The organism is Pseudocitrobacter vendiensis (assembly GCF_943590815.1).
Taxonomy (GTDB): Bacteria; Pseudomonadota; Gammaproteobacteria; order Enterobacterales; family Enterobacteriaceae; genus Pseudocitrobacter; species Pseudocitrobacter vendiensis.
Genome location: NZ_CALSBS010000006.1, coordinates 166,240 through 188,516 on the forward strand (window position 1 = coordinate 166,240; position 22,277 = coordinate 188,516).

Consider the following 22,277-nt stretch of genomic DNA (forward strand, 5'->3'; position numbering starts at 1 on the left):
AATCAGTGAGTTGGCTATACGGGAGAACGGTTTGCGGGGGGGATATAGAATAGTCTTAAAAGTCATTGTTTGAAGTGACGTTGTCACAATTAAAGTGACCGGATAAGGCGTTTTTACGCCACTATCCGGCACGACGGACATTATCGATACAGCGTTTTCACGGCGACGGGAATCAGCAACTGAGAGTGCCATTGCGCCAGCGGTGATGGACGGTGAGAGGTGAGAATGTTGATACTGCCGCCGTGATCGAGACGATCGCCGAACATATCGGCTTTCAGCCATGCGCCTTGTCCGATGGCGGTGACGCCTGGCAAAATGCGCGGCGTGACTTTCGCTGGGATTAGCATCTGGCCGTGCTGGCTGGAGACACGAACGGTATCGCCATTAGCAATGCCGCGCGGCTGCGCATCGACCGGGTTGATCCAGATTTCCTGCGGGCAGGCCTGTTGCAGCACGTCAATATTGCCGTAGCTGGAGTGGGTACGCGCTTTATAGTGGAAACCGGTTAACTGCAGCGGATAGGTTTTCCGTGCAGGGTCGCTCACGCCGTCGAAGCCTGGCGCATAGGCCGGCAGCGGGTGAATGATTTCATCCTCTTTCAGCTCCCAGGTTTTAGCGATATCTGCCAGCCGTTCAGAGTAGATCTCGATTTTCCCTGATGGCGTTTTCAGCGGATTCGCCGCCGGATTTTCACGGAAATCGCGGAAGGCAACATAGTGTTCTTCCGGACATTTTTTCTTGAAGATGCCGAGAGTTTTCATCTCCTCATAAGACGGCATTTCCGGGTTACGTTCTTTGGTTTTGGCGTGCAGATACTGAACCCATTCATGCTGCGAGCGGCCTTCGGTGAAGGTTTGATACACATCCGGGCCCAGACGTTTGGCGATTTCAGAAAGAATCTCATAAATCGGACGACGTTCGAACTTCCGGCTGGTTGCCGGTTGACCGAGGATGACGTAACCCATGTTCCCGGCGGATTCATGAGAAATCAGATCTTCCTGCTCGGTCGGCATGAGATCGGGCAGCAGAATGTCGCAATATTTTGCCGACGCCGTCATGAAATGTTCGATGCCGACAATCATTTCGCACTTGCTGTCGTCCTGCAAAATCTCATGGGTGCGGCTGATATTACCGTTCTGGTTGATAAGCGTATTGCTGGCATAGCACCACATGAACTTAATCGGCACGTCGAGTTTATCTTTCCCGCGCACGCCGTCGTGGATGGCGGTCATCTTCTCGCCGTGGTCAATAGCGTCCGGCCAGGTGAAGACAGAGATTTGTGTCTTCACCGGGTTATCGAGCATCGAGAACCACTCCACGCCGAGATCCCAGGTACCTTCACGCACGCCGGAGTTCCCGCCGTTGATGCCGACGTTGCCCGTTAAAATGGACAGCATGGCGATGGCGCGGGCGTTTTGCTCGCCGTTTGAGTGACGCTGCGGCCCCCAGCCCTGGCAGATGTAGGCCGGTTTTGCGCTACCGATTTCACGCGCCAGCTTAATGATTTTATCCGCCGGAATGCTGGTAATTTGCGCCGCCCATTCAGGCGTTTTCGCGATGCCATCGGGGCCATCACCCAGAATATAGGCTTTGTAGTGCGCATTACGCGGGGCGCTGGCGGGCAGTGTTTTTTCGTCGTAGCCGACGCAGTATTTATCGAGGAAAGGTTGGTCGACAAGGTTTTCAGTGATTAACACCCAGGCGATTGCCGCGGCCAGCGCGCCGTCGGTGCCAGGGCGAATCGGCAGCCACTCATCTTCACGTCCGGCAGCGGTGTCGTTATAGCGCGGGTCGATGACTATCATGCGGGCATTCGAGCGTTCGCGCGCCTGTTCCACATAATAAGTGACGCCGCCGCCGCTCATGCGCGTTTCCGCCGGGTTGTTGCCGAACATCACCACCAGTTTGGTGTTAGCGATATCGTCCGGGCTATTGCCATCGTTGCTGCCGAACATGTAGCTCATGGCGGCGCTGATTTGTGCGGTACTGTAGCTGCCGTAACGGCTCAGGTAACCGCCGCATGAGTTCATCAGGCGATAAGGCACGTTAGAGTTGGTGATGTTGCCGCCGTCGACGCCGGTGCCGTAGAGCACGTGCACCGCTTCGTTACCGTAATCTTTCAGAATGCGTTTCAGGTTATCGCCGATGGTGTCCAGCGCTTCATCCCACGAAATACGCTCGAATTTGCCTTCACCACGCTTACCGACGCGTTTCATCGGGTATTTCAGGCGATCCGGGTGATTCATTCGGCGGCGAATCGAGCGCCCGCGCAGACAGGCGCGAACCTGATGGTTGCCGTAGATATCTTCGCCAGTGGTGTCTGATTCCACCCAATAAACGCTGTCGTCTTTGACGTGAAGCCGTAACAGGCAGCGACTGCCGCAGTTTACGGTACACGAACTCCAGACTGCTTTTTCCTCCACCGGCGCCAGTTTATCCGCCGCATTTGCGATGCGGGTAAATGGCAGTGTGAAGGCGCTGCTGGCGGCGGCCAGGCCGCCTATCGCGGAGGTTTTCACCAGATTTCGGCGGCTAATCTTCGCCGTCATAAGCGCCTCAGGCGCGATGATTTTCATAGTGACTCACTTATTTGCTTTTCCATAATTAAAACGCCCGAGCCAAAAGACACTCGGGCAAAACGCGTTATACCTTTTCGACTTGTACCAGATTGGTGTGCTGTGGATTACCTTTCGCCAGCGGGGAGGGGCGCTGAGTGGTGAGGGTGTTGACGCAGCCGCCGTGGTCGATTTTATCGCCCGTCATATTGGCATCATGCCACGCGCCCTGGCCCATGGCGCTGACGCCAGGCAGAATGCGTGGGGGTGACTTTTGCAGGAAGACGCACTTCACCACGATCGTTAAAGACGCGCACCATATCGCCGTTAGCGATCCCGCGCGGCTGCGCGTCGACCGGGTTAATCCACACTTCCTGACGGCAGGCGGCTTGTAATACATCCACGTTGCCGTAGCTGGAGTGCGTGCGGGCTTTATAGTGGAAACCGAACAGCTGAAGCGGGAACTGGCTGCGTTTCGGGTCGTCCCAACCTTCGAAGGTGGAGGCATAAACGGGAAGCGGGCTGATGACCTCATCTTTTTGCAGCTCCCAGCTGTTGGCGATTTTCGCCAGACGGCTGGAGTAAATCTCAATTTTTCCGGACGGCGTTTTCAGCGGGTTCGCTTGCGGATCGTCGCGGAAGGCTTTATACGCAACAAAATGGCCGTTCGGATCTTTACGCTTATAGATCCCCATCTTTTTCAGCGCATTATAAGAGGGTAGCGCAGGGTCTTTGGCTTCCATTTTGGCGTAAAGATAGCGTAGCCACTCTTCCTGAGTGCGCCCTTCGGTGAAGCGCTGGTGGATATCCGGGCCCAGACGCTTTGCGACTTCGCTGGTGATCCAGTAGATAGGTTTACGCTCAAATTTTGGCGCGGTGGCGGGCTGGATGAAAATCAGGTAGCCCATATTCCCGGCGTAATCGTTGGGAATAATGTCTTCCTGTTCAACGGTCATCAGGTCAGGCAGCAGAATATCGGCGTACTTCGCCGATGAGGTCATAAAGTTCTCGATAACCACAATCATTTCGCACTTTGACTCATCCTGTAAAATGTCATGGGTGCGGTTGATATCGGAATGCTGATTGGTAATGGTGTTACCCGCGTAGTTCCAGATGAACTTGATAGGCACATCAAGTTTTTCTTTGCCACGTACACCATCGCGCAGGGCGGTCATTTCCGGGCCGTGGTCGATGGCATCCGTCCAGCTAAAGCAGGAGATTTGCGTTTTCACCGGGTTTTCCGGCAATGGCATACGTTCGATGGTAATGGTGTAGGTTGATTCTCGCGCGCCGCTGTTACCACCGTTGATGCCCACATTACCGGTAAGAATGGGAAGCATCGCGATCGCGCGGGACGTTTGTTCGCCGTTAGCCTGACGCTGTGGCCCCCAGCCCTGGCAAATATACGCAGGTTTAGCCGTGCCAATTTCACGGGCGAGCTTAATAATGCGATCGACAGGAATGCCGGTAATATGCGAGGCCCACGCCGGGGTTTTGGCGATACCGTCCTCGCCCTGGCCGAGAATATATGCCTTATAATGGCCGTTCGCAGGCGCATCTTCTGGTAGTGTTTTCTCGTCGTAACCGACGCAATATTTATCAAGGAAAGGCTGATCAACCAGATTTTCGTTAATCAACACCCAGGCAATTCCCGCCACCAGCGCAGCATCGGTACCGGGGCGAATGGGGATCCACTCATCTTCACGGCCCGCGGCGGTATCGGTATAACGAGGATCGATAACGATCATGCGCGCATTTGAGCGTTCACGCGCTTGTTCAAGAAAATAAGTAATCCCGCCGCCGCTCATACGCGTTTCCGCTGGATTATTGCCGAACATCACCACCAGTTTGGTGTTTTCGATATCGGAGGTGCTGTTGCCTTCGTTTGACCCGTAGGTGTAGGGCATCGCCGCCGCGATTTGAGCGGTGCTGTAGGTGCCATAGTGACTGAGAAAACCGCCATAGCAGTTCATCAGGCGGGCAACTAACGAAGCGTAGGGGGAGGAACGGGTAATATTGCCGCCGACGATCCCGGAGGTGTAGTTGATATACACCGCTTCGTTACCGTATTCATGCACCACTTTTTTCAGGCTATTGGTGATGGTATCCAGCGCTTCATCCCAGCTGATGCGCTCAAATTTACCTTCTCCGCGTTTACCTACGCGTTTCATGGGGTAATTAAGGCGGTCCGGATGATTGATTCGGCGTCGGATCGAGCGCCCACGCAGGCAGGCGCGTACCTGGTGATCGCCATACACATCATCACCGGTGTTATCCGTTTCAACCCAGTACACTTCGTCATCGCGCACGTGCAGACGTAAAGCGCAGCGGCTGCCGCAGTTGACGGAGCAGGCGCCCCAAACGACTTTGTCTTCGGGCTGATTTGCGGATGAAACTGCGGCGGCGGCAGGATGTAAGGCAAAAGGAAGAGATAATCCCCCCGCGACCAGGGCCAGTGAGCCTGCGGCTGAGGATTTGATAAGCGTCCGCCGGCTTATCCCGGCGGGAGATTCCGTTGTTGACATCGCTCACTCCATTATTATTTTGTTTAATTAATTTCAAAGTGAAATTAAATACCGGCTAATGGTGAGCGGATCATACATATTAAGGAGTAGGAAAGAATTATCCCTGGTCAAACCAGGGATAATATTTGATGACAGCTACGATTTTATTGTGCGTCGCTGGAAGGGGCGTTGTCGCTGCGGGTATAGATAATTTTAAAGGTGTCGTTGGCGCAGTGGCCGACAACCTGAGCGCCTGGCTGGTCCGCCTGATCGTTTGGCACGATATCCAGTGAAAATGCGCTTTCGGCAACGCCGTTGTTGATGATTTTTTGTTGAATATCACTCCTGACACGTTCACATGAGTCAGGTGCCGCCAGCGCGGGCGCGGCGGCTCCGGCCAACAGAAACGCGAGTAACCAGCGTGAAGATCTCATGGCAATCTCCTTTTTGAAATGTAAATCAAGTATAGCAAAGCTAGTGTAAATAACTGTATTTGCTAATATGATTGAGAAAATTCCCCAAAAAGGATCCTGGCGTGAAGAGACTTCTGTTGCTGACCCCATTTATAGCGCTACTTGCAGCCTGCGATAAAAATGACTCGCCAGCCGCATTTTCACCAGAAATGGCGAGCTTTTCTAATGAGTTTGATTTCGATCCGCTGCGCGGGCCGGTTAAAGATTTTAGCCAGACGCTAATGAATGAAAAGGGCGAGGTGGCAAAGCGGGTTAGCGGGCAGATGTCCGAAGAGGGCTGCTTCGACGTGCTGGAGTTTCATGACCTGGAAAATAACACCGGGGCGACGCTGGTGCTGGACGCCAATTATTACGTCGATGGCATGACCCAGGAAAAACGCGTGCGGTTGCAGGGTAAATGTCAGCTGGCGGAATTACCGTCTGCGGGCGTTGCCTGGGAAACAAACGACGATGGCTTTGTGGTGAAATCACTCAGCAAGGAACGTGAAGTGAATTATCAGTATGACAGTGAAGGATATCCGCTGGGTAAAACGTCGCTCACGAAGGGAAATACGCTGGCGGTATTATCTACGCCATCAGACGATCCGCGTAAAAAGCTCGATTACACCTCCGTCAGCCTGCTGAATAAGCAGCCGGTTGGTAACGTTAAACAGAGCTGTGATTATGACCGGCATGATAATCCGGTTAGCTGCGACCTCGAGGTCGTCGATATGAGCGTGAACCCGGCGGTCACGCTCCGCTATACGATTAAAAACGTGATTGATTATTACTGAGCCGTCGGCTTCAGTAATCCGGGCGACGGTGTTTTGTGCATCGCCATATATTGATGCTGGAACAGACACATGCGGATGGTGTTTCGGTACTCGCCGTTGATAAAGAATTCGTGAATCAGCTCGCCTTCCACCATAAAACCGAGTTTGCGATAGATATGAATCGCTTTTTCGTTTTCTTTATCGACAATCAGGTAAAGCTTATACAGGTTAAGCACCGTAAAGCCGTAATCCATCGCCAGTTTTGCCGCTTTCGAGGCTAACCCTTTACCCTGGTGTTCCGGCGAAATAATAATCTGAAATTCCGCGCGGCGGTGAACGTGGTTAATTTCGACTAATTCGACCAGGCCCGCTTTCTCACCGTTGCACTCCACCACAAAACGACGTTCGCTTTGATCGTGAATGTGCTTGTCATAGAGATCGGAGAGTTCAACAAACGCTTCGTAGGGCTCTTCAAACCAGTAACGCATGACGCTGGCGTTATTATCGAGCTGGTGGACAAAGCGGAGGTCTTCGCGTTCGAGCGGACGAAGTCTGACGTTACTGGCGTCACTCATGTGAAATCCTTTCAGGCTGACTATGGGATAAAAAGGGGAAAAGGGCGCAAACACGCCCAACAACTATAGGTTAACAACTAGGGGTTAACGACGCGACCCGTGCGGCGGTCAAGGCAGCGCAGAGTATTGGGTTCCCAGTACGCGTTCACGTTAGCGCTCTGCTGGCATTTATCGCGGGAATCGAAAGCGGCATCTTCTTTATCCCACTCTTTCTCAACGCGAGTATTAACCTTATTACGCAGCGAACGGGTATCATTCCACTGCTCTTTATCCATCGCGGCATCCTGACGCGTCTGGGCGTTATCACCCGATTCAATAATCAATTTGCTGGTGTTAGCAGAGGCCGACGCTGTATACATAATCGCGCCCAGTGCCAGCATCGCCGTCAGGCACAAGCGTTTGCCAGATGTCATATTCATTGCAGATTCCTTTGGCGTAACTAAAACTGCTAAGAGTTTACTACAACTCGATTCAGCGGCATACCCACGGGAAAAACAGGGTCGCCTTCAGCGGATTATCCCGTATCATCGTTAAACCAATCTTAACGCTGCGACAATAATGTTAAAAACATCCTTACTTTTCTTTGCGACGGCACTGTGTGAAATCCTTGGCTGCTACCTTCCCTGGTTATGGCTTAAACGTGGTGCGACCCCCTTGCTGCTTATTCCTGCCGCACTGGCGTTGGCGATGTTTGTCTGGCTGTTGACCCTGCATCCTACCGCCAGCGGGCGAGTCTATGCCGCGTATGGCGGCGTGTATATTCTCACTGCGCTTATCTGGCTGCGGGTGGTGGATGGCGTCAAACTCTCCATGTATGACTGGGCAGGCGCGGGCGTGGCGTTCTGCGGCATGCTGATTATTGTGGCGGGATGGGGGCGGGGGTGATGTACGATATTCGTCAAATTTCCTGGCACTCATAGGGAATACGACAAGATTGATGCAGAGACCGTGGAGCTTGAATGATGAATATGCAACTAAAACCCATCAGGAATGAAGAAGAGTACGAGGCTGCGCTCCGTACTGTTTCACCCATGTTTGACAATGAACCCGCGCAAGGGGCTCCTGAGGGGGATTATTTCGAGGTGATGTGCCTTCTCATTGAAGAGTATGAGAAGAAACATTATCCAATAGCGCCTCCCGATCCCATTGAGGCGATCACGTTTCGGATGGAACAGCAAGGGCTCAGTATTAAAGATCTGGAGCCTGCGATTGGTAAATCTAATCGCGTTTATGAAGTTCTCGCAGGTACACGAAATTTGACCCTACCGATGATACGGCGGTTACATACTCAGCTTGGCATTCCACTTCAGAGTCTAATTGGTGTTTGATACGCACAAGAGTGTGTACCAAAGGGGCGCTTACTTACAGCGCCCTTTTTTGTGATCTCGATAGTCATTTTTTGATCATAATACTTGTATGGTAGTAGCTCAGTTGTGTAATTTAGCGCCATTAACCGATGAGATGTAAGGATTGAAGATGAAGATCACAGGAGCTGAAGTTTTTGTTACCTGCCCGGGGCGAAATTTTGTCACGTTGAAAATTACCACATCTGACGGGCTTGTAGGCTACGGCGATGCCACCCTGAACGGGCGTGAGCTTTCCGTTGCCTCATATCTGAAGGATCACCTGTGCCCACAGTTGATTGGGCGCGATGCACACCGTATCGAAGACATCTGGCAGTTCTTTTATAAAGGCGCGTACTGGCGTCGTGGCCCGGTCACCATGTCGGCGATTTCTGCTGTGGATATGGCCTTGTGGGATATCAAAGCAAAAGCCGCAAATATGCCCCTTTATCAGTTGTTGGGTGGGGCATCGCGCGACGGTGTGATGGTTTATTGCCATACCACGGGTCACACGATCGATGATGTGCTGGATGATTACGCGCGCCATAAAGAGATGGGGTTCAAAGCCATTCGCGTACAGTGTGGTGTGCCGGGAATGAAGACGACCTACGGGATGTCAAAAGGAAAAGGGCTGGCTTATGAACCGGCAACCAAGGGGCAATGGCCAGAAGAGCAGTTGTGGTCAACAGAGAAGTACCTCGACTTCACACCGAAGCTGTTTGATGCCGTGCGTAGCAAGTTTGGTTTTGACGAACACCTGCTACATGACATGCATCATCGCCTGACACCGATTGAAGCCGCGCGCTTCGGTAAAAGCGTGGAAGACTATCGCCTGTTCTGGATGGAAGATCCCACTCCGGCAGAGAATCAGGAATGTTTTCGCCTGATTCGTCAGCATACGGTAACGCCTATTGCAGTCGGTGAAGTCTTCAACAGTATCTGGGACTGTAAACAGCTTATTGAAGAGCAATTAATCGATTATATCCGCACAACTATCACTCACGCGGGTGGGATTACGGGTATGCGCCGCATTGCGGACTTCGCCTCACTTTATCAGGTACGTACGGGCTCGCATGGTCCATCCGACCTGTCACCGGTATGCATGGCCGCTGCACTGCATTTTGACCTGTGGGTGCCAAACTTTGGCGTTCAGGAATATATGGGCTATTCCGAGCAAATGCTGGAAGTCTTCCCGCATAACTGGACCTTCGACAACGGCTATATGCATCCGGGCGATAAGCCGGGACTGGGTATTGAGTTTGACGAAAAGCTGGCGGCGAAATATCCGTATGATCCGGCGTACTTGCCGGTAGCGCGTCTGGAAGATGGCACTCTGTGGAACTGGTAAGGAAGGAATAAAAAATGAAAAGTATTGTTGTTCAACAACCCAATGAGCTTGTCATTGAAGAACGTCCATTGCCAGCACCTGGTGTGGGAGAAGTACGTGTAAAAATCAGTCTGGCAGGTATTTGCGGCTCAGATAGTCATATTTATCGTGGGCATAATCCTTTCGCGAAATACTCACGCGTCATTGGTCATGAGTTTTTTGGCATCGTTGATGCGGTAGGTGAAGGGGTTACGGATAAATTACAGGGTCAACGTGTATGCGTCGATCCCGTTATCAGTTGTGGTCATTGTTATCCCTGCTCAGTAGGCAAGCCTAATGTCTGTACATCACTGGTTGTTCTCGGTGTCCATCGTGATGGTGGATTCAGTGAATATGCTGTTGTCCCGGCGAAGAATGCCTGGGTTGTTGCCCCGACGATTGCCGATCATCATGCGGTAATGGTCGAGCCATTCACAATTGCGGCGAATGTCACCGGCCAGGTGGAACCACGTAAAGAGGATATCGCACTGATTTATGGTGCTGGCCCGATGGGCCTGACAACGCTGCAGGCATTAAAAAATGTTTACCAGGTCAAGCAAGTCATTGTGGTTGACCGAATTGATGAACGATTAGCAATGGCTGAAAAGAATGGTGCAGACTGGGTAATCAATAACAGTACGCTGTCATTGCCGTCGTTACTTGAAGAGAAGGGAATCAAGCCGACGCTGATCGTTGATGCCGCCTGCCATCCTTCAATTTTACAGGAGGCCATTACGCTGGCTTCACCCGCGGCACGGATTGTGCTCATGGGGTTCTCGAGCGAGCCATCCACCGTTGTTCAGCAGGCGATTACCGGGAAAGAGATCTCTATTTATACCTCAAGACTTAATGCCAATAAATTTCCTGTTGTACTGGAGTGGCTGGAAAATGGACTTATTGACCCAGACAAATTAATTACTCACCGCTTTAATTACACCCAGGTCAGTGAGGCCATAGAGTTATTCGAGAAAGATCAAAAATCGTGCTGCAAGGTGTTATTAACCTTCAACTAATAACAATAATTAACATGCGATTAAGTTGTACGCATCCTAACGTTTAGAGATGAACGCTATGACTCAAGTAAAACATGAAAGAACAACTTCTGATCTCGTAAGAGCTGCTCTGTCCGGATGGCTTGGTACTGCCCTGGAGTTTATGGATTTCCAGCTTTATTCATTGGGTGCGGCACTTGTGTTTCACGAGATATTTTTCCCGGAACAATCGGCAGCAATGGCCTTGATTCTGGCGATGGGCACTTATGGTGCAGGATATATCGCACGTATAGCAGGTGCTTTTATCTTTGGAAAAATGGGCGACAGGGTAGGTAGAAAGAAAGTCCTGTTTATTACTATCACAATGATGGGTATTTGTACGACGCTGATTGGCGTGCTGCCAACTTATGCGCAAATTGGTATTTTTGCACCAGTATTGTTGGTCACGCTGCGTATTATTCAGGGGCTGGGAGCGGGAGCGGAGATTTCTGGCGCAGGAACGATGCTGGCCGAGTATGCGCCTAAAGGAAAACGCGGGATTATATCGTCGCTGGTGGCGATGGGGACCAACTGTGGCACCTTAAGCGCGACGGCAATTTGGGCATTTATGTTCTTTGTCCTGGATCGTGAAGAACTGGTGGCATGGGGATGGCGTATTCCGTTCCTCGCAAGCGTCGTCGTCATGATTTTTGCTATCTGGCTGAGACTTAACCTTAAAGAAAGCCCGGTATTCGAAAAGGTTAATGATGCAGAGCTCACCCCTACCAAAGCCGTGTCAGATGAGAATACCGTGGGGGCAATGTTCCGCAGTAAATCATTTTGGCTGGCGACGGGACTACGTTTTGGTCAGGCGGGAAATTCAGGGTTGATTCAGACCTTCCTTGCAGGGTATCTCGTACAAACGCTGTTATTTGATAAAGCCATTCCCACCGATGCGCTGATGATAAGTTCGGTTCTGGGATTTTTGACAATACCACTGTTGGGCTGGTTGTCGGACAAATATGGTCGACGGATCCCGTACATGCTCTTGAGTTTCTCCGCGATGATACTGGCTTATCCTATGCTGGCTATCATTGTCGATAAAAGCTATAGCGTGAGTATGATTATGGCCTCCATTATCATTATTCATAATTTTGCGGTGCTGGGATTATTTGCTCTTGAAAACATCACGATGGCAGAGATGTTCGGTTCGAAGAACCGGTTTACACGAATGGCGATTTCAAAAGAGTTAGGGGGGCTGGTTGCTGTTGGGTTCGGTCCGCTTCTGGCGGGGATCTTCTGCAATATGACAGGATCATGGATGCCGATTGTGGTTATGATTATTTGCTATTCGCTCATCGGCTTTATTTCTGCGCTACTCATGCCAGAAGTTCGCGACCGTGATTTAAGCATTCTGCATGATGCTGCGGATATCACTCTGGCGGAGAAGCAGCGAGCAGCCGGGCAGATGATCTGACATTAAAAGCACACTGCTTACGCGGTGTGCTTTTATCAAAATCATAATCCTGTCACACAACTTAAAAATCATGTCATACCAATCGCCAATAAGTTAACTCAAATCAAAAACACGCCAAATGAACTCGTTAATCTAGTATGGCAATCCACGTTCTCTACAGTGAGTCAAAAAGATGCAAAATAAGCTATTAACCGCTAAGGCAACACTCCCGAACTTTGATCGCAGCAAACTCGTGCCGCGCATTGTCCATCTTGGCTTTGGTGCTTTTCACCGCGCCCATCAGGCTATCTATGCAGATATCCTTGCCACGGAGCACGGCAGTGATTGGGGTTACACCGAAGTTAACCTGATTGGCGGCGAGCAGCAGATTGCTGATCTGAAGAACCAGGACAATTTATACACCGTGGCAGAGATGTCTGCCGACGCATGGACTGCGCGCGTAGTTGGCGTGGTCAAAGAAGCCCTGCACGCGCAGGTCGACGGTCTGGAAACTGTACTCGCGAAAATGTGTGAACCGCAGGTGGCGATTGTCTCTCTGACGATCACCGAAAAAGGCTATTGCCACTCTCCGGCGACCGGGCAACTGATGCTCGATCATCCATTTATCGCCGCAGATATCGAAAACCCGCATCAGCCTAAATCTGCGCCGGGCGTCATTGTTGAAGCACTGGCGCGTCGTAAAGCCGCGGGCCTGCCAGCATTTAGCGTGATGTCTTGCGACAACATGCCGGAAAACGGCCACGTGATGCGTAATGTCGTTACCGCCTATGCCCGCGCGGTGGATGCAGACCTGGCGGCATGGATTGAACAGAACGTGACGTTCCCGTCTACCATGGTTGACCGTATCGTTCCGGCGGTTACTGCTGATACGCTGGATAAAATTGAACAACTGACTGGCGTGCGCGATCCGGCTGGCGTGGCTTGTGAACCGTTCCGCCAGTGGGTGATTGAAGATAACTTCGTCGCTGGCCGCCCGGAGTGGGAAAAAGCAGGCGCGGAACTGGTCTCAGACGTTATTCCGTTCGAAGAGATGAAACTGCGCATGCTTAACGGCAGCCACTCTTTCCTGGCGTATCTGGGGTACCTGGCTGGCTATCAGCATATCAATGATTGCATGGGTGATGAGAACTATCGCCGCGCGGCACACGATCTGATGCTAAAGGAGCAGGCTCCGACGCTGAAAGTTCAGGGTGTGGATCTCTCTCGCTATGCCGATCTGCTGATTGAGCGTTATACCAACCCGGCGTTGCGTCACCGTACCTGGCAAATCGCGATGGACGGGAGCCAGAAGCTGCCACAGCGTATGCTGGATTCTGTCCGCTGGCACCTGGTGCATAACAGCAGTTTTAACCTGCTGGCGCTGGGTGTTGCCGGCTGGATGCGCTATGTTGGCGGCGTAGACGAGCAGGGCGAGGATATTGAAGTGTGCGATCCACTTCTGTCAGTGATTCAGGCGACCGTTGCCCAAAGCGAAGAGGGCGAAGCCCGCGTGAAAGCGCTGCTGGGTATTGAGGCTATTTTCGGTAAAGAACTGCCGCATGAAGCGAAATTTGTTGAGCAGGTGACGAAGGCGTATCTGTCACTGCTGGCGAAAGGTGCGAAGGCGACGGTTGCGGAATTTGCCAACGCCTGATGCGTTAATTTGCCCGGTGGCGCTAATGTATGACCGGATACATAGGTGACAGATCAGACCGGGAACATAGGTAACACTTTAGTCTATCCGAAGTACACTCTGGGTTCTGCGGTCATAGTACGCAAGTGTTATTCCATTAAAGATGATGGCCTCCAGGCCATCATCTTGTTCCTCTAGCATAATGTACTCACCCGTCAACGCTTCACTCAGAAACACAGTCCCCTTTTTACCCATATAAAGTGTTCCCCTCGATTTCACCCTGTAGACCATACCTTCTGCCGGATAAACATATTCAGGAATTCTGCCATCCCACTGTCGGCTCGATGGTCGCCACACCGTTCCGGGCGTTGCGCCGGCCAGTGCTTCATGCGGCCTTTCATAATTAAACTCTTCACGGTAGTCACTGAACCATCGCTGTTGTTCTTCCATCGTCATGAAGGTGTTTCCGAGTTTCAGCGCACTCTTCAGAGAACGGTGCATTCGCTCATGACGACCATTTTCCTCCGGATGACCCAGCCGGATACGTTCCGGTCTGACGCCCAGCTTTATTAGCCAGACCGCGAGGCGGCTTAACCCGGCGATACCCGTTCCTGCGAACGGCTGCCCGTTGTCCGTTCTGAGCACATCCGGGAGCCTGTATTCCAGGAACGCATCCGTCAGGCATTGCCTGACGAAGGGCTCGCTCTCACGGTATGTTCCGCGGCAGCTCAGAATATATCGGCTGTGATTGTCCGTCAGGGTGAAAGGGTGGCAGTACTCTCTGCTCAGCAGTCTGAAGCAACCTTTAAAATCAGCGCTCCAGACCTGATTGTTCTCACTGATGATAGTCAGCGGCTGGCGATTACCCGGCGTTTTGCGTTTTCGTTTTTTATCCGGCACCAGTCCCTCTCGTTTAAGAATGTCGCCGATGGTGCTGGCAGCCGGTACGGCAAAATCCACCGAGTGGTTGATGCACCACATTCGCAGTTTTTTAGGCCCCCAGTCAGGATGTTTTTGCCGCAGTGCAGTGAGATGTCCGACGATATAATCCGGAACCGTCCGGGAGTTGGAATGCGGAGCGCACGACCGGTCAGAGAGAGATGACAAGTCAGAAGGGTCAAAACGCTCAAGCCATTTGTAGCCGGTTTTACGGCTGATGCCAAAAAGACGACAAAGAGCGGAAAAGGAATCCGTGCCTGCATGGCAGGCACGAATGAAATCAAGGCGTTGCATAGGTCGGGTCTCAGTCCAGGGCATAGCGAGTCTCCTCTTCTATGCCAGTTATAACTGTTACCCATGTATCCGGTCTAAAGTGTTACCCATGTTTCCGGTTCATACCCGTTGCTTACCGGGCCTACGTTTTGGTGTTGTGCGGTTTGCGGAATGCCGACACCTGTTGCGGTAATTTGCCCGGTGGCGCGTTACTTGCCGGGCCGACGGATAGGCACTTTCTTCGTAGGCTGGATAAGCGCAGCGCCATCCGGCAAAATGCAGGCACATAATTTCAATCGGGAATTTAACGCAGGCAGGAAACCCATTTTCGGGCGGCCTCAGAACAAGACCACCCGAATAACACCACTAATTAGTGCATGCCGAGACGAATAAGCTCAATCGGCTCGAACTGTCCATCACAACCATCAATCTCAACTGTTTTGCTACGGCGCACCTGGCCAGGCGTCATACCGTCTGCTTTAATCGCCTTGATAGTGCCGGTTTTCCCGGTACCATTAATCATTACACGGCTGCCAGTAGTAATTGCATTGCGGTTACGATCGTAAGTCATCATGGTGTTCTCCTCTATTTCATATCGAAGCCGGTTACAAAACAGGATGTGGCAACGACGGGTTCTATAAATACGCCTATACCTAAAAAATTAAATTGTTTTTGATCAATTACACGTTTTTTTTAAGGAAAGAGCGGGCCTATACATATCTACAGGTTAGTTAAGAGTAGCTGAAGTAACGGACGAATCTTTTCAAAAGAGATAGTTTATCCATGAAAGTATTATGGATTTATTTAGTTTAATTATGGCATTGTTACCTTGCTGCACTAAAGTTCCTCTGGAATAAGGAGATCGGGCTATGTACAAGAAAATATTGATGCCTGTAGATGTATTTGAAATGGATTTGAGTGACAACGCATTGCGCCACGCGGCCTGGTTAGCGGGTGAAGAGGGGGAGATCACGTTGGTGAATGTACTGCCGAATAGCAGTCGATCGTTATTACGCGGATTTGCCTCTGATATCAAAAAGTTTAATGCGTTTATGTCTAACGAGTCGGAAATAAAAATGAAGCGTCTGATGAAGATGCTGGATATTCCCGCTTCGCGACTGCGTACCGAAGTACGGTTTGGCAATATTCGTGATGAGATTATCGCGATGAGCAAAACGGAAGGTTACGATGCCATCGTTATCGGCTCTCGCAACCCTGGCGGTACAACCCATTTGCTGGGTTCCAATGCTGAGTCGATTCTGCGTCACGCTGAGATACCGACCATGGTCGTCAGAGGGGCCTGAACAACCTGAAAGCCTTTACCTCCAGTGTGAAGGCTTTCTATTACTCTTCGCTAAACCAGTCGAGTTTTTCCTGCCGAATTAACTGCACGGATTCGCTAATCTCCTGCAAATGCTGCGTCATCGCTTTTTCCACTAAATCCGGATCGCGCTTTTCCAGTGCATGAAATATATCGTGGTGCTGTGCCAGCAACATATCGGGGGAGGAAACATGGTCAAGGCTCATATAGCGAACGCGGTCGATAGCCGCTTTAATATTCTCGATGGTATCCCATGCCAGCTGACAATCGGCAATCAGTGATAACAGCTGATGAAATTCATCATCAAGCTGGAAAAAATCATTATGCTGAAGTCGGTCGATGGCAATACGCTGCTGGTGAAGATTTTGTTCCAGCTGATAGAGCTGTTTATCGGTGATCATGGTCGCCGCCCGACGCGCCACCGCACACTCAATCGCCTGACGTACAAAACAGCCGTTACGCACCTGAGACAGTGATATTTTATTGACATAGCTACCGCGCTGAGGGCGAATTTGAATCAGGCCATTTTCCGCCAGCTTAATAAACGCTTCGCGAACAGGCTGACGTGAAACGTCAAAGCGCATCGATACCTCTTTTTCAGAAAGCGGCGTTCCTGGGGGAATCAGGCAATGCACGATATCGCGGCGTAAAATGCGATAAATTTGCTGATTGACGGGCTGTGTTGGGTTCAGTTGTGTTTCGGCGGCCATTGACTCATTCTTATTCGCTGATTTTGGCCTCTATTTTACGCTTTTTTTGCTGCTGAGCCCATACCCGACGGGCGTCGGGCAGGGCTAAAAACATCAATTTTGACGGTGAACGCTCAGGCCTGCGTAAGTCTGGCTAACCGGCATCATTTCAACGGTGTTGATGTTGACATGTTTTGGCAGCGTTGCCACCCACCAAACCGCTTCGGTCACATCTTCCGGCGTCAGTGCATTAGTGTTTTCATAGGTTTTACCTGCTTTGGCATCGTCACCTTTGAAACGCACATTCGAAAACTCGGTACCGCCGACCAGACCCGGTTCGATATCGGTTACGCGAACGGCAGTGCCGTGCAGATCGGTACGTAAATTCAGGCTGAACTGACGCACGAACGCCTTGGTTGCGCCATAGACGTTACCGCCTGCATAGGGCCAGCTTCCGGCGGTGGAACCAATATTGATAATATGGCCGCGATTGCGCTCAACCATTCCCGGCAACACGGCGCGGGTCATGTACACCAGACCTTTGTTGTTGGTGTCGATCATGTTTTCCCAGTCTTCTACGCTGGCTTTGTGCGCTGGTTCCATACCCAGCGCCAGTCCGGCGTTGTTCACCAGAATATCAATCGCCTGCCATTCAGCGGGCAACTGGCTCAACGCTTCTTCGATTGCGGCGCGGTTGCGAACGTCCAGTTGCACTGTCAGCACGCTATCGCCGAGTTCCTCTTTCAACACCTGCAGGCGCTCCTGGCGGCGTCCTGTGGCAATCACTTTGTGCCCATTGGCGACAAAACGACGCGTAATGCTTTCACCAAAACCTGCCGTTGCCCCGGTAACCAGTATGATCATCTCTCTGTTCCTCAACGCTTTTTGTGTGTTATTACGATAGCACGCTCCTTTCCATCGCGGGAAGTGATTGCGGTCTTTCCGGGGGGTGCCTACTCTAAGGGAAAGTCATTTCAAGGAGTCGAACATGTTGGCCACCAACCCATTCTTTGCTGCCAGTACGCTGCCGTATCAGGCCCCCCCGTTTAATTTGATCAGTGACAGCGACTATCGCCCGGCGTTTAACGAAGGTGTGAAGCGCAAGCGCGAAGAGATTGGCCACATCGCACAAAACCCGGAACCGGCGAACTTTGAGAATACATTCATTGCGCTGGAGAAAAGCGGCGAATTGCTGACCCGCGTGACCCGTGTTTTCTTTGCGATGGCTGCGGCACATACTAACGATGAGATTCAGCGTCTGGACGAACAATTTTCGGCAGAGCTGGCTGAACTTTCAAACGATATTTATCTTAATGATGCGCTGTTCAGCCGCGTAGATGCGGTCTGGCAGTCACGTGATGAATTAACTCTGGATGCGGAATCACGCCGCCTTGTTGAGGTCATCTATCAGCGCTTTATTCTGGCGGGCGCCACGCTGGGCGCGGATGAAAAAGCGCAGTTAAAAGCGCTGAATACGCAGTCCGCCACGCTCAGTAGCCAGTTTCATCAGCGCCTGCTGGCGGCCACAAAAGCGGGTGGGCTGGTCATTGAGGAACCTATTCAGCTTGATGGCCTGAACCCAGAAGAGTTAGCTGCTGCATCGGTCGCGGCACAGGAGCGAGGGCTGCATAACTGCTGGCTGCTTCCCCTGTTGAATACGACCCAACAACCGTTCCTGGCGTCTTTGCACGACAGGCAAACGCGCGAAAAGCTGTTTAATGCCGCATGGTCTCGTACGGAAACGGGCGATGATAATGACACGCGCGAACTGGTGTTGAAGTTGGTCGATATTCGCGCGAAACAGGCCGCCCTGTTAGGTTTTAAGGATTACGCCAGCTGGAGTATGGCCGATCAGATGGCGAAAACGCCGGACGCGGCGCTGCATTTTATGCGCGAAATCGCCCCTGCAGCCCGGGCGCGCGCTGAGCGAGAACTGGCAGATATTCAGCAGGTTATTGATTCTCAGCCGGCGCCGTTTGCGGCGCAAGCCTGGGACTGGCTCTATTACGCTGAACAGGTTCGTCGCGAGAAATACACCATTGATGAAGCGCAGATCAAACCCTATTTTGCACTCGAAAGTGTGCTGGTTGAGGGGGTTTTCTGGGCGGCCAGCCAACTGTTTGGTATTCGCTTTGTCGAGCGCTTCGATATTCCGGTTTATCATCCCGATGTTCGCGTTTGGGAGATTTTTGCCGAAGATGGCGAAGGTATTGCCCTGTTTTATGGTGATTTCTTTGCCCGGGACAGCAAAAGCGGCGGGGCGTGGATGGATAACTTTGTTCAGCAATCAACGCTGCTCAATACGCGTCCGGTGATTTACAACGTTTGTAACTACCCAAAACCAGCCGCCGGCAACAGTGCGTTGATCGCGTGGGATGACGTTATTACTCTGTTCCACGAATTCGGTCACGCGCTCCACGGTCTGTTTGCCAGCCAGCGCTATGCCACGCTTTCCGGCACCAATACGCCGCGTGATTTTGTCGAGTTTCCGTCGCAAATCAACGAACACTGGGCCAGTCATCCGGAGGTGTTTGCCCACTATGCCCGCCATCACCAAACCGGTGAGCCGATGCCGGAAGCCCTGCGCGAGAGCATGTTACGTGCCGCGAAGTTCAATAAAGGCTATGACATGACGGAACTGCTCAGCGCGGCGTTGCTGGATATGAACTGGCATACGGTGACAGCGCAGTCTATTCCGCAGAACGTGGCGCAATTTGAAGCGCAGGCCTTACAGCAAGAAAATCTGCATCTCGCTGCGGTACCACCACGTTACCGTAGCAGCTATTTTGCCCATATCTTTGGCGGAGGCTACGCCGCTGGCTATTACGCCTATTTATGGACACAAATGCTGGCCGATGACGGCTATCTTTGGTTTGAAGAGCAGGGCGGTTTAAGCCGCGAGAACGGTGAACGTTTCCGTCAGGCGATATTGTCGCGCGGGAATAGTAGCGATTTAGAAGCGCTGTACCGAGACTGGCGCGGGCACGATCCGCTGATTGAGTCGATGCTGAGGAATCGTGGGTTGAGTGAGTAGTACGGCCCCTCACCCCGGCCCTCTCCCCCAGGGAGAGGGTTAGGGTGAGGGGGCAGTTTGCCTAAAGCGATATCCCCGAAAACGACATAAACCCAAGCGACATCAACCCGGCGGTAATAAACACGCTGCCGAGCCCTCGCAGACCTTTTGGCATATTGGCGTATTTCAGCTTCTCGCGAATGCCCGCCAGAGCCACCAGCGCCAGCATCCAGCCGAGGCCACATCCGGCGCCGTAAGTGATGGATTCCCCAAACGTATACTCGCGCTGAACCATAAAAATGGTCGCGCCAAAGATCGCACAATGTATAGTCAACAATGGCAGGAATGCCCCAAGTGTGTGATGCAAGGCGGGCAGAAAACGATCCAGCACCATTTCCAGGATCTGTACCAGTGCTGCAAGTACGCCAATAAAGGTGATGAAATCGAGAAAACTCAGATCCACACCTTCAATTAACGCGTTCTCTCTCAGCAGATGGGTATAAATCAGATTATTGATGGGGGTCGCCACGGTAAGCAGGGCGGTAACCGTAAGGCCAAGACGAAAGGCGATATCGATCTTTTTAGAAATCGCCAGAAACGTGCACATCCCTAAAAAGAAATTGAGTGCCATGTTTTCAACAAATACCGCTCTGATAAAAATATTTAAATGGGCTTCAAACACGACAACCTCCCTGTAGTGTTATTCATCCGCATTATAATTTATCTGATTTGGTATCAAATGTTTTTTATTTTTGATGTCTGTTTATGTGATGAAAACACGAAAAAAAGCCCGCACAGGGGAAGGCGGGCTAAATCTGACAATGAATTATGCATTCTCGTCATCAATCCTGAAGGAAGATAACACGGATTATCTTACGCAAGATGCATTTCACGGCAACCCGACATATTCGGTAGGTGTCTGATGTTGATATCTATGTCTTTAGCATTCGTGCATTTCCTCACACCGTCTTTACAAATAAGCGCATTTATTGAAGTAACTCGCCATTCAGACTGCTACTATTGTTTTGTAACTTGTTGAGTTAATGGATTAAATTTCGACAATCTGCCGGAGGGTAGTATGAAAAAAAGTATGCGTAAAATTCGCCGTGGCATCACCTGGTCAAACACGCCTGAAAATCAAAATTTACAGGAATCACGGTCCGGCAGAGGGTGGGCGGATCGCACAGCCTGCTGTAAAAGCAAAAAAGGCTGGAAAACAAATACGCTGAATGACGTATTTGTCGTTTAGCTTTCATTGAGGAAACCAGTGCTAGGATGATTTTAGCAACAGTCGTCGTGACCACGGATGTCTACGAATGACTGTATAAGCAAAAACACAGATCTATCCATGCAAGCATTTTACCGTCAGATATCTGGCGGTTTTTTTTGTCCAAAAGACTCATATTCACCGTTAACCGTGAATTTTTTCCGCCAGGCGAGTGGGCTGCTTGCCAGATGCCGCTGGAAATGGCGACGCAAAGTCTTACCGTTTACAAATCCTGCTTGCTCAGCCACGCTTTCCATACTCATTCGCGTCGTTACCAGATAATGCTGCGCACGGCGAAGGCGTTCGTCTAACAGCCAGCGTGCCGGCGTTTTTCCTGTTGATTCCTGAAATCTGCGTAAAAACGTACGTTCACTCATCCCCATACGCTGTGCCAGTGAAGCCACCGTATGGTTTTCAGCAATATTCTGGTGCAGATAATCAAACAGCGCGCCTAACCGCAGGCTTTCGCGATCGCGCGCGACAGGTCGCTCAACCTGCTGCTTTTGTGCGCCATCACGATGAGGCTGGACGACCAAACGGCGCGCTACGATATTTGCGGCATCGAGACCAAAATCAAGGCGCACCACGTGCAAACAGAGATCAATCCCCGCAGCGCTGCCTGCTGATGTCATGACGTTATCCTGCATCATATAAAGTACATCATCGACCACATCGATCGCGGGATAACGCTGCTGGAGCCTCTCGGTATAACGCCAGTGGGTTGTGGCCTTTTTACCGTCCAGCAGGCCAGCCGCCGCCAGTACAAAAACGCCGGAACAAATAGACATAATTCGGCAACCCCGGGCATGAGCCTGACGCAATGCTTCAGACAATTCTTCAGGCACAGGTGTTTCCACGCCACGCCAGCCAGGTACCACAATCGTATCAGCCTCCTGTAAGCGTTCTAAACCGCCATCCGTTATAAGACGAATGCCGCCGAGGGCGCGCATTTCTCCGTCATCCACGGCGGCGACAGCAAAGCGATACCAGCGGTCGCCCATTTCTGGGCGCGGGAGGCCAAAAATTTCGACCGCCACGCCGAATTCAAACGTACAAAGCCCATCATAAGCCAGTACGACCACCTGGGGAGAATCAGAGATTGTCATATTCTGGCCGTTTTCTGTCAGAGATGCGGGCGGCTTAAGGG

Annotated in this window: 20 protein-coding genes and 1 pseudogene; 10 read left to right on the forward strand and 11 right to left on the reverse strand. The window is 51.4% G+C overall.

Going from position 1 to position 22,277, the window contains the following annotated elements:
• Positions 1 to 140: 140 nt before the first annotated feature.
• From ynfF to NMC31_RS09190, 3 genes and pseudogenes are all read right to left on the reverse strand, one after another.
• Positions 141 to 2,576, reverse strand: a complete 2,436-nt coding sequence (gene ynfF / locus NMC31_RS09180; RefSeq protein WP_253897711.1) for a selenate/tellurate reductase subunit YnfF — start codon at positions 2,574 to 2,576, stop codon at positions 141 to 143.
• A 67-nt stretch (positions 2,577 to 2,643) separates the two neighbouring features.
• A pseudogene (gene ynfE, locus NMC31_RS09185) lies at positions 2,644 to 5,080 on the reverse strand (selenate/tellurate reductase subunit YnfE).
• A 143-nt stretch (positions 5,081 to 5,223) separates the two neighbouring features.
• Positions 5,224 to 5,493 carry a DUF1161 domain-containing protein gene (locus NMC31_RS09190; RefSeq protein WP_253897712.1) on the reverse strand — a complete coding sequence of 90 codons (270 nt, stop codon included), beginning with the start codon at positions 5,491 to 5,493 and terminating at the stop codon, positions 5,224 to 5,226.
• A 101-nt stretch (positions 5,494 to 5,594) separates the two neighbouring features.
• On the opposite strand from NMC31_RS09190, the gene NMC31_RS09195 reads away from it, so the two are divergent.
• Complete coding sequence (locus tag NMC31_RS09195) at positions 5,595 to 6,305, forward strand: YnfC family lipoprotein (protein ID WP_253897713.1); 711 nt, start codon at positions 5,595 to 5,597, stop codon at positions 6,303 to 6,305.
• Here the strand turns inward: NMC31_RS09195 and speG are convergent.
• Both speG and NMC31_RS09205 read right to left on the reverse strand, forming a co-directional pair.
• Complete coding sequence (gene speG / locus NMC31_RS09200; protein WP_149463528.1) at positions 6,299 to 6,859, reverse strand: spermidine N1-acetyltransferase; 561 nt, start codon at positions 6,857 to 6,859, stop codon at positions 6,299 to 6,301. The genes NMC31_RS09195 and speG overlap by 7 nt on opposite strands.
• 77 nt (positions 6,860 to 6,936) lie before the next feature.
• Positions 6,937 to 7,278, reverse strand: a complete 342-nt coding sequence (locus NMC31_RS09205; RefSeq protein WP_149463527.1) for a DUF1283 family protein — start codon at positions 7,276 to 7,278, stop codon at positions 6,937 to 6,939.
• 139 nt (positions 7,279 to 7,417) lie between these two features.
• On the opposite strand from NMC31_RS09205, the gene NMC31_RS09210 reads away from it, so the two are divergent.
• From NMC31_RS09210 to NMC31_RS09235, 6 genes are all read left to right on the forward strand, one after another.
• Positions 7,418 to 7,744, forward strand: a complete 327-nt coding sequence (locus NMC31_RS09210; protein WP_015964453.1) for a YnfA family protein — start codon at positions 7,418 to 7,420, stop codon at positions 7,742 to 7,744.
• A gap of 83 nt (positions 7,745 to 7,827) precedes the next feature.
• Positions 7,828 to 8,187: a helix-turn-helix domain-containing protein gene (locus NMC31_RS09215; protein ID WP_253897757.1), complete on the forward strand. Its 360-nt coding sequence runs from the start codon at positions 7,828 to 7,830 to the stop codon at positions 8,185 to 8,187.
• 148 nt (positions 8,188 to 8,335) lie between these two features.
• Positions 8,336 to 9,550 carry a starvation-sensing protein RspA gene (rspA, locus tag NMC31_RS09220; RefSeq protein ID WP_253897714.1) on the forward strand — a complete coding sequence of 405 codons (1,215 nt, stop codon included), beginning with the start codon at positions 8,336 to 8,338 and terminating at the stop codon, positions 9,548 to 9,550.
• A gap of 14 nt (positions 9,551 to 9,564) precedes the next feature.
• Positions 9,565 to 10,581 carry a Zn-dependent oxidoreductase gene (locus tag NMC31_RS09225; protein WP_253897715.1) on the forward strand — a complete coding sequence of 339 codons (1,017 nt, stop codon included), beginning with the start codon at positions 9,565 to 9,567 and terminating at the stop codon, positions 10,579 to 10,581.
• A gap of 58 nt (positions 10,582 to 10,639) precedes the next feature.
• Positions 10,640 to 12,016 carry an MFS transporter gene (locus NMC31_RS09230; protein ID WP_149463523.1) on the forward strand — a complete coding sequence of 459 codons (1,377 nt, stop codon included), beginning with the start codon at positions 10,640 to 10,642 and terminating at the stop codon, positions 12,014 to 12,016.
• A gap of 172 nt (positions 12,017 to 12,188) precedes the next feature.
• On the forward strand, positions 12,189 to 13,649 hold the full coding sequence (locus NMC31_RS09235) for a mannitol dehydrogenase family protein (protein WP_253897716.1): 1,461 nt from the start codon (positions 12,189 to 12,191) through the stop codon (positions 13,647 to 13,649).
• A gap of 78 nt (positions 13,650 to 13,727) precedes the next feature.
• Here the strand turns inward: NMC31_RS09235 and NMC31_RS09240 are convergent, their stop codons facing one another.
• Together NMC31_RS09240 and ydfZ are read right to left on the reverse strand one after the other, a co-directional pair.
• The gene (locus NMC31_RS09240) at positions 13,728 to 14,885 is read right to left on the reverse strand and encodes an integrase core domain-containing protein (RefSeq protein ID WP_253897717.1); all 1,158 of its coding nucleotides are present in this window, start codon (positions 14,883 to 14,885) and stop codon (positions 13,728 to 13,730) included.
• Positions 14,886 to 15,210: 325 nt separating this feature from the next.
• Positions 15,211 to 15,414: a putative selenium delivery protein YdfZ gene (ydfZ, locus tag NMC31_RS09245; protein ID WP_149463521.1), complete on the reverse strand. Its 204-nt coding sequence runs from the start codon at positions 15,412 to 15,414 to the stop codon at positions 15,211 to 15,213.
• A gap of 295 nt (positions 15,415 to 15,709) precedes the next feature.
• On the opposite strand from ydfZ, the gene NMC31_RS09250 reads away from it, so the two are divergent.
• On the forward strand, positions 15,710 to 16,144 hold the full coding sequence (locus NMC31_RS09250) for a universal stress protein (protein WP_253897718.1): 435 nt from the start codon (positions 15,710 to 15,712) through the stop codon (positions 16,142 to 16,144).
• A gap of 40 nt (positions 16,145 to 16,184) precedes the next feature.
• Here NMC31_RS09250 and NMC31_RS09255 read toward each other — a convergent pair whose 3' ends face one another.
• On the reverse strand, positions 16,185 to 16,871 hold the full coding sequence (locus NMC31_RS09255) for a GntR family transcriptional regulator (protein ID WP_015964445.1): 687 nt from the start codon (positions 16,869 to 16,871) through the stop codon (positions 16,185 to 16,187).
• A gap of 93 nt (positions 16,872 to 16,964) precedes the next feature.
• Positions 16,965 to 17,714 carry a bifunctional NADP-dependent 3-hydroxy acid dehydrogenase/3-hydroxypropionate dehydrogenase YdfG gene (gene ydfG / locus NMC31_RS09260; protein ID WP_253897719.1) on the reverse strand — a complete coding sequence of 250 codons (750 nt, stop codon included), beginning with the start codon at positions 17,712 to 17,714 and terminating at the stop codon, positions 16,965 to 16,967.
• Between the two features lie 124 nt (positions 17,715 to 17,838).
• Between ydfG and dcp the strand changes: the two genes are divergently transcribed.
• A complete protein-coding gene (gene dcp, locus NMC31_RS09265; protein ID WP_253897720.1) occupies positions 17,839 to 19,884 on the forward strand; it encodes a peptidyl-dipeptidase Dcp in 2,046 nt (681 codons plus the stop codon).
• A 61-nt stretch (positions 19,885 to 19,945) separates the two neighbouring features.
• On the opposite strand, the gene nqrE is transcribed toward dcp, so the two are convergent.
• Positions 19,946 to 20,545, reverse strand: a complete 600-nt coding sequence (gene nqrE / locus NMC31_RS09270; protein WP_149463497.1) for an NADH:ubiquinone reductase (Na(+)-transporting) subunit E — start codon at positions 20,543 to 20,545, stop codon at positions 19,946 to 19,948.
• Between the two features lie 396 nt (positions 20,546 to 20,941).
• On the opposite strand from nqrE, the gene NMC31_RS09275 reads away from it, so the two are divergent.
• Positions 20,942 to 21,112, forward strand: a complete 171-nt coding sequence (locus NMC31_RS09275) for a hypothetical protein (RefSeq protein ID WP_188016862.1) — start codon at positions 20,942 to 20,944, stop codon at positions 21,110 to 21,112.
• A 116-nt stretch (positions 21,113 to 21,228) separates the two neighbouring features.
• Here NMC31_RS09275 and ftrA read toward each other — a convergent pair whose 3' ends face one another.
• A complete protein-coding gene (ftrA, locus tag NMC31_RS09280) occupies positions 21,229 to 22,257 on the reverse strand; it encodes a transcriptional regulator FtrA (protein ID WP_188016865.1) in 1,029 nt (342 codons plus the stop codon).
• Positions 22,258 to 22,277: the final 20 nt, after the last annotated feature.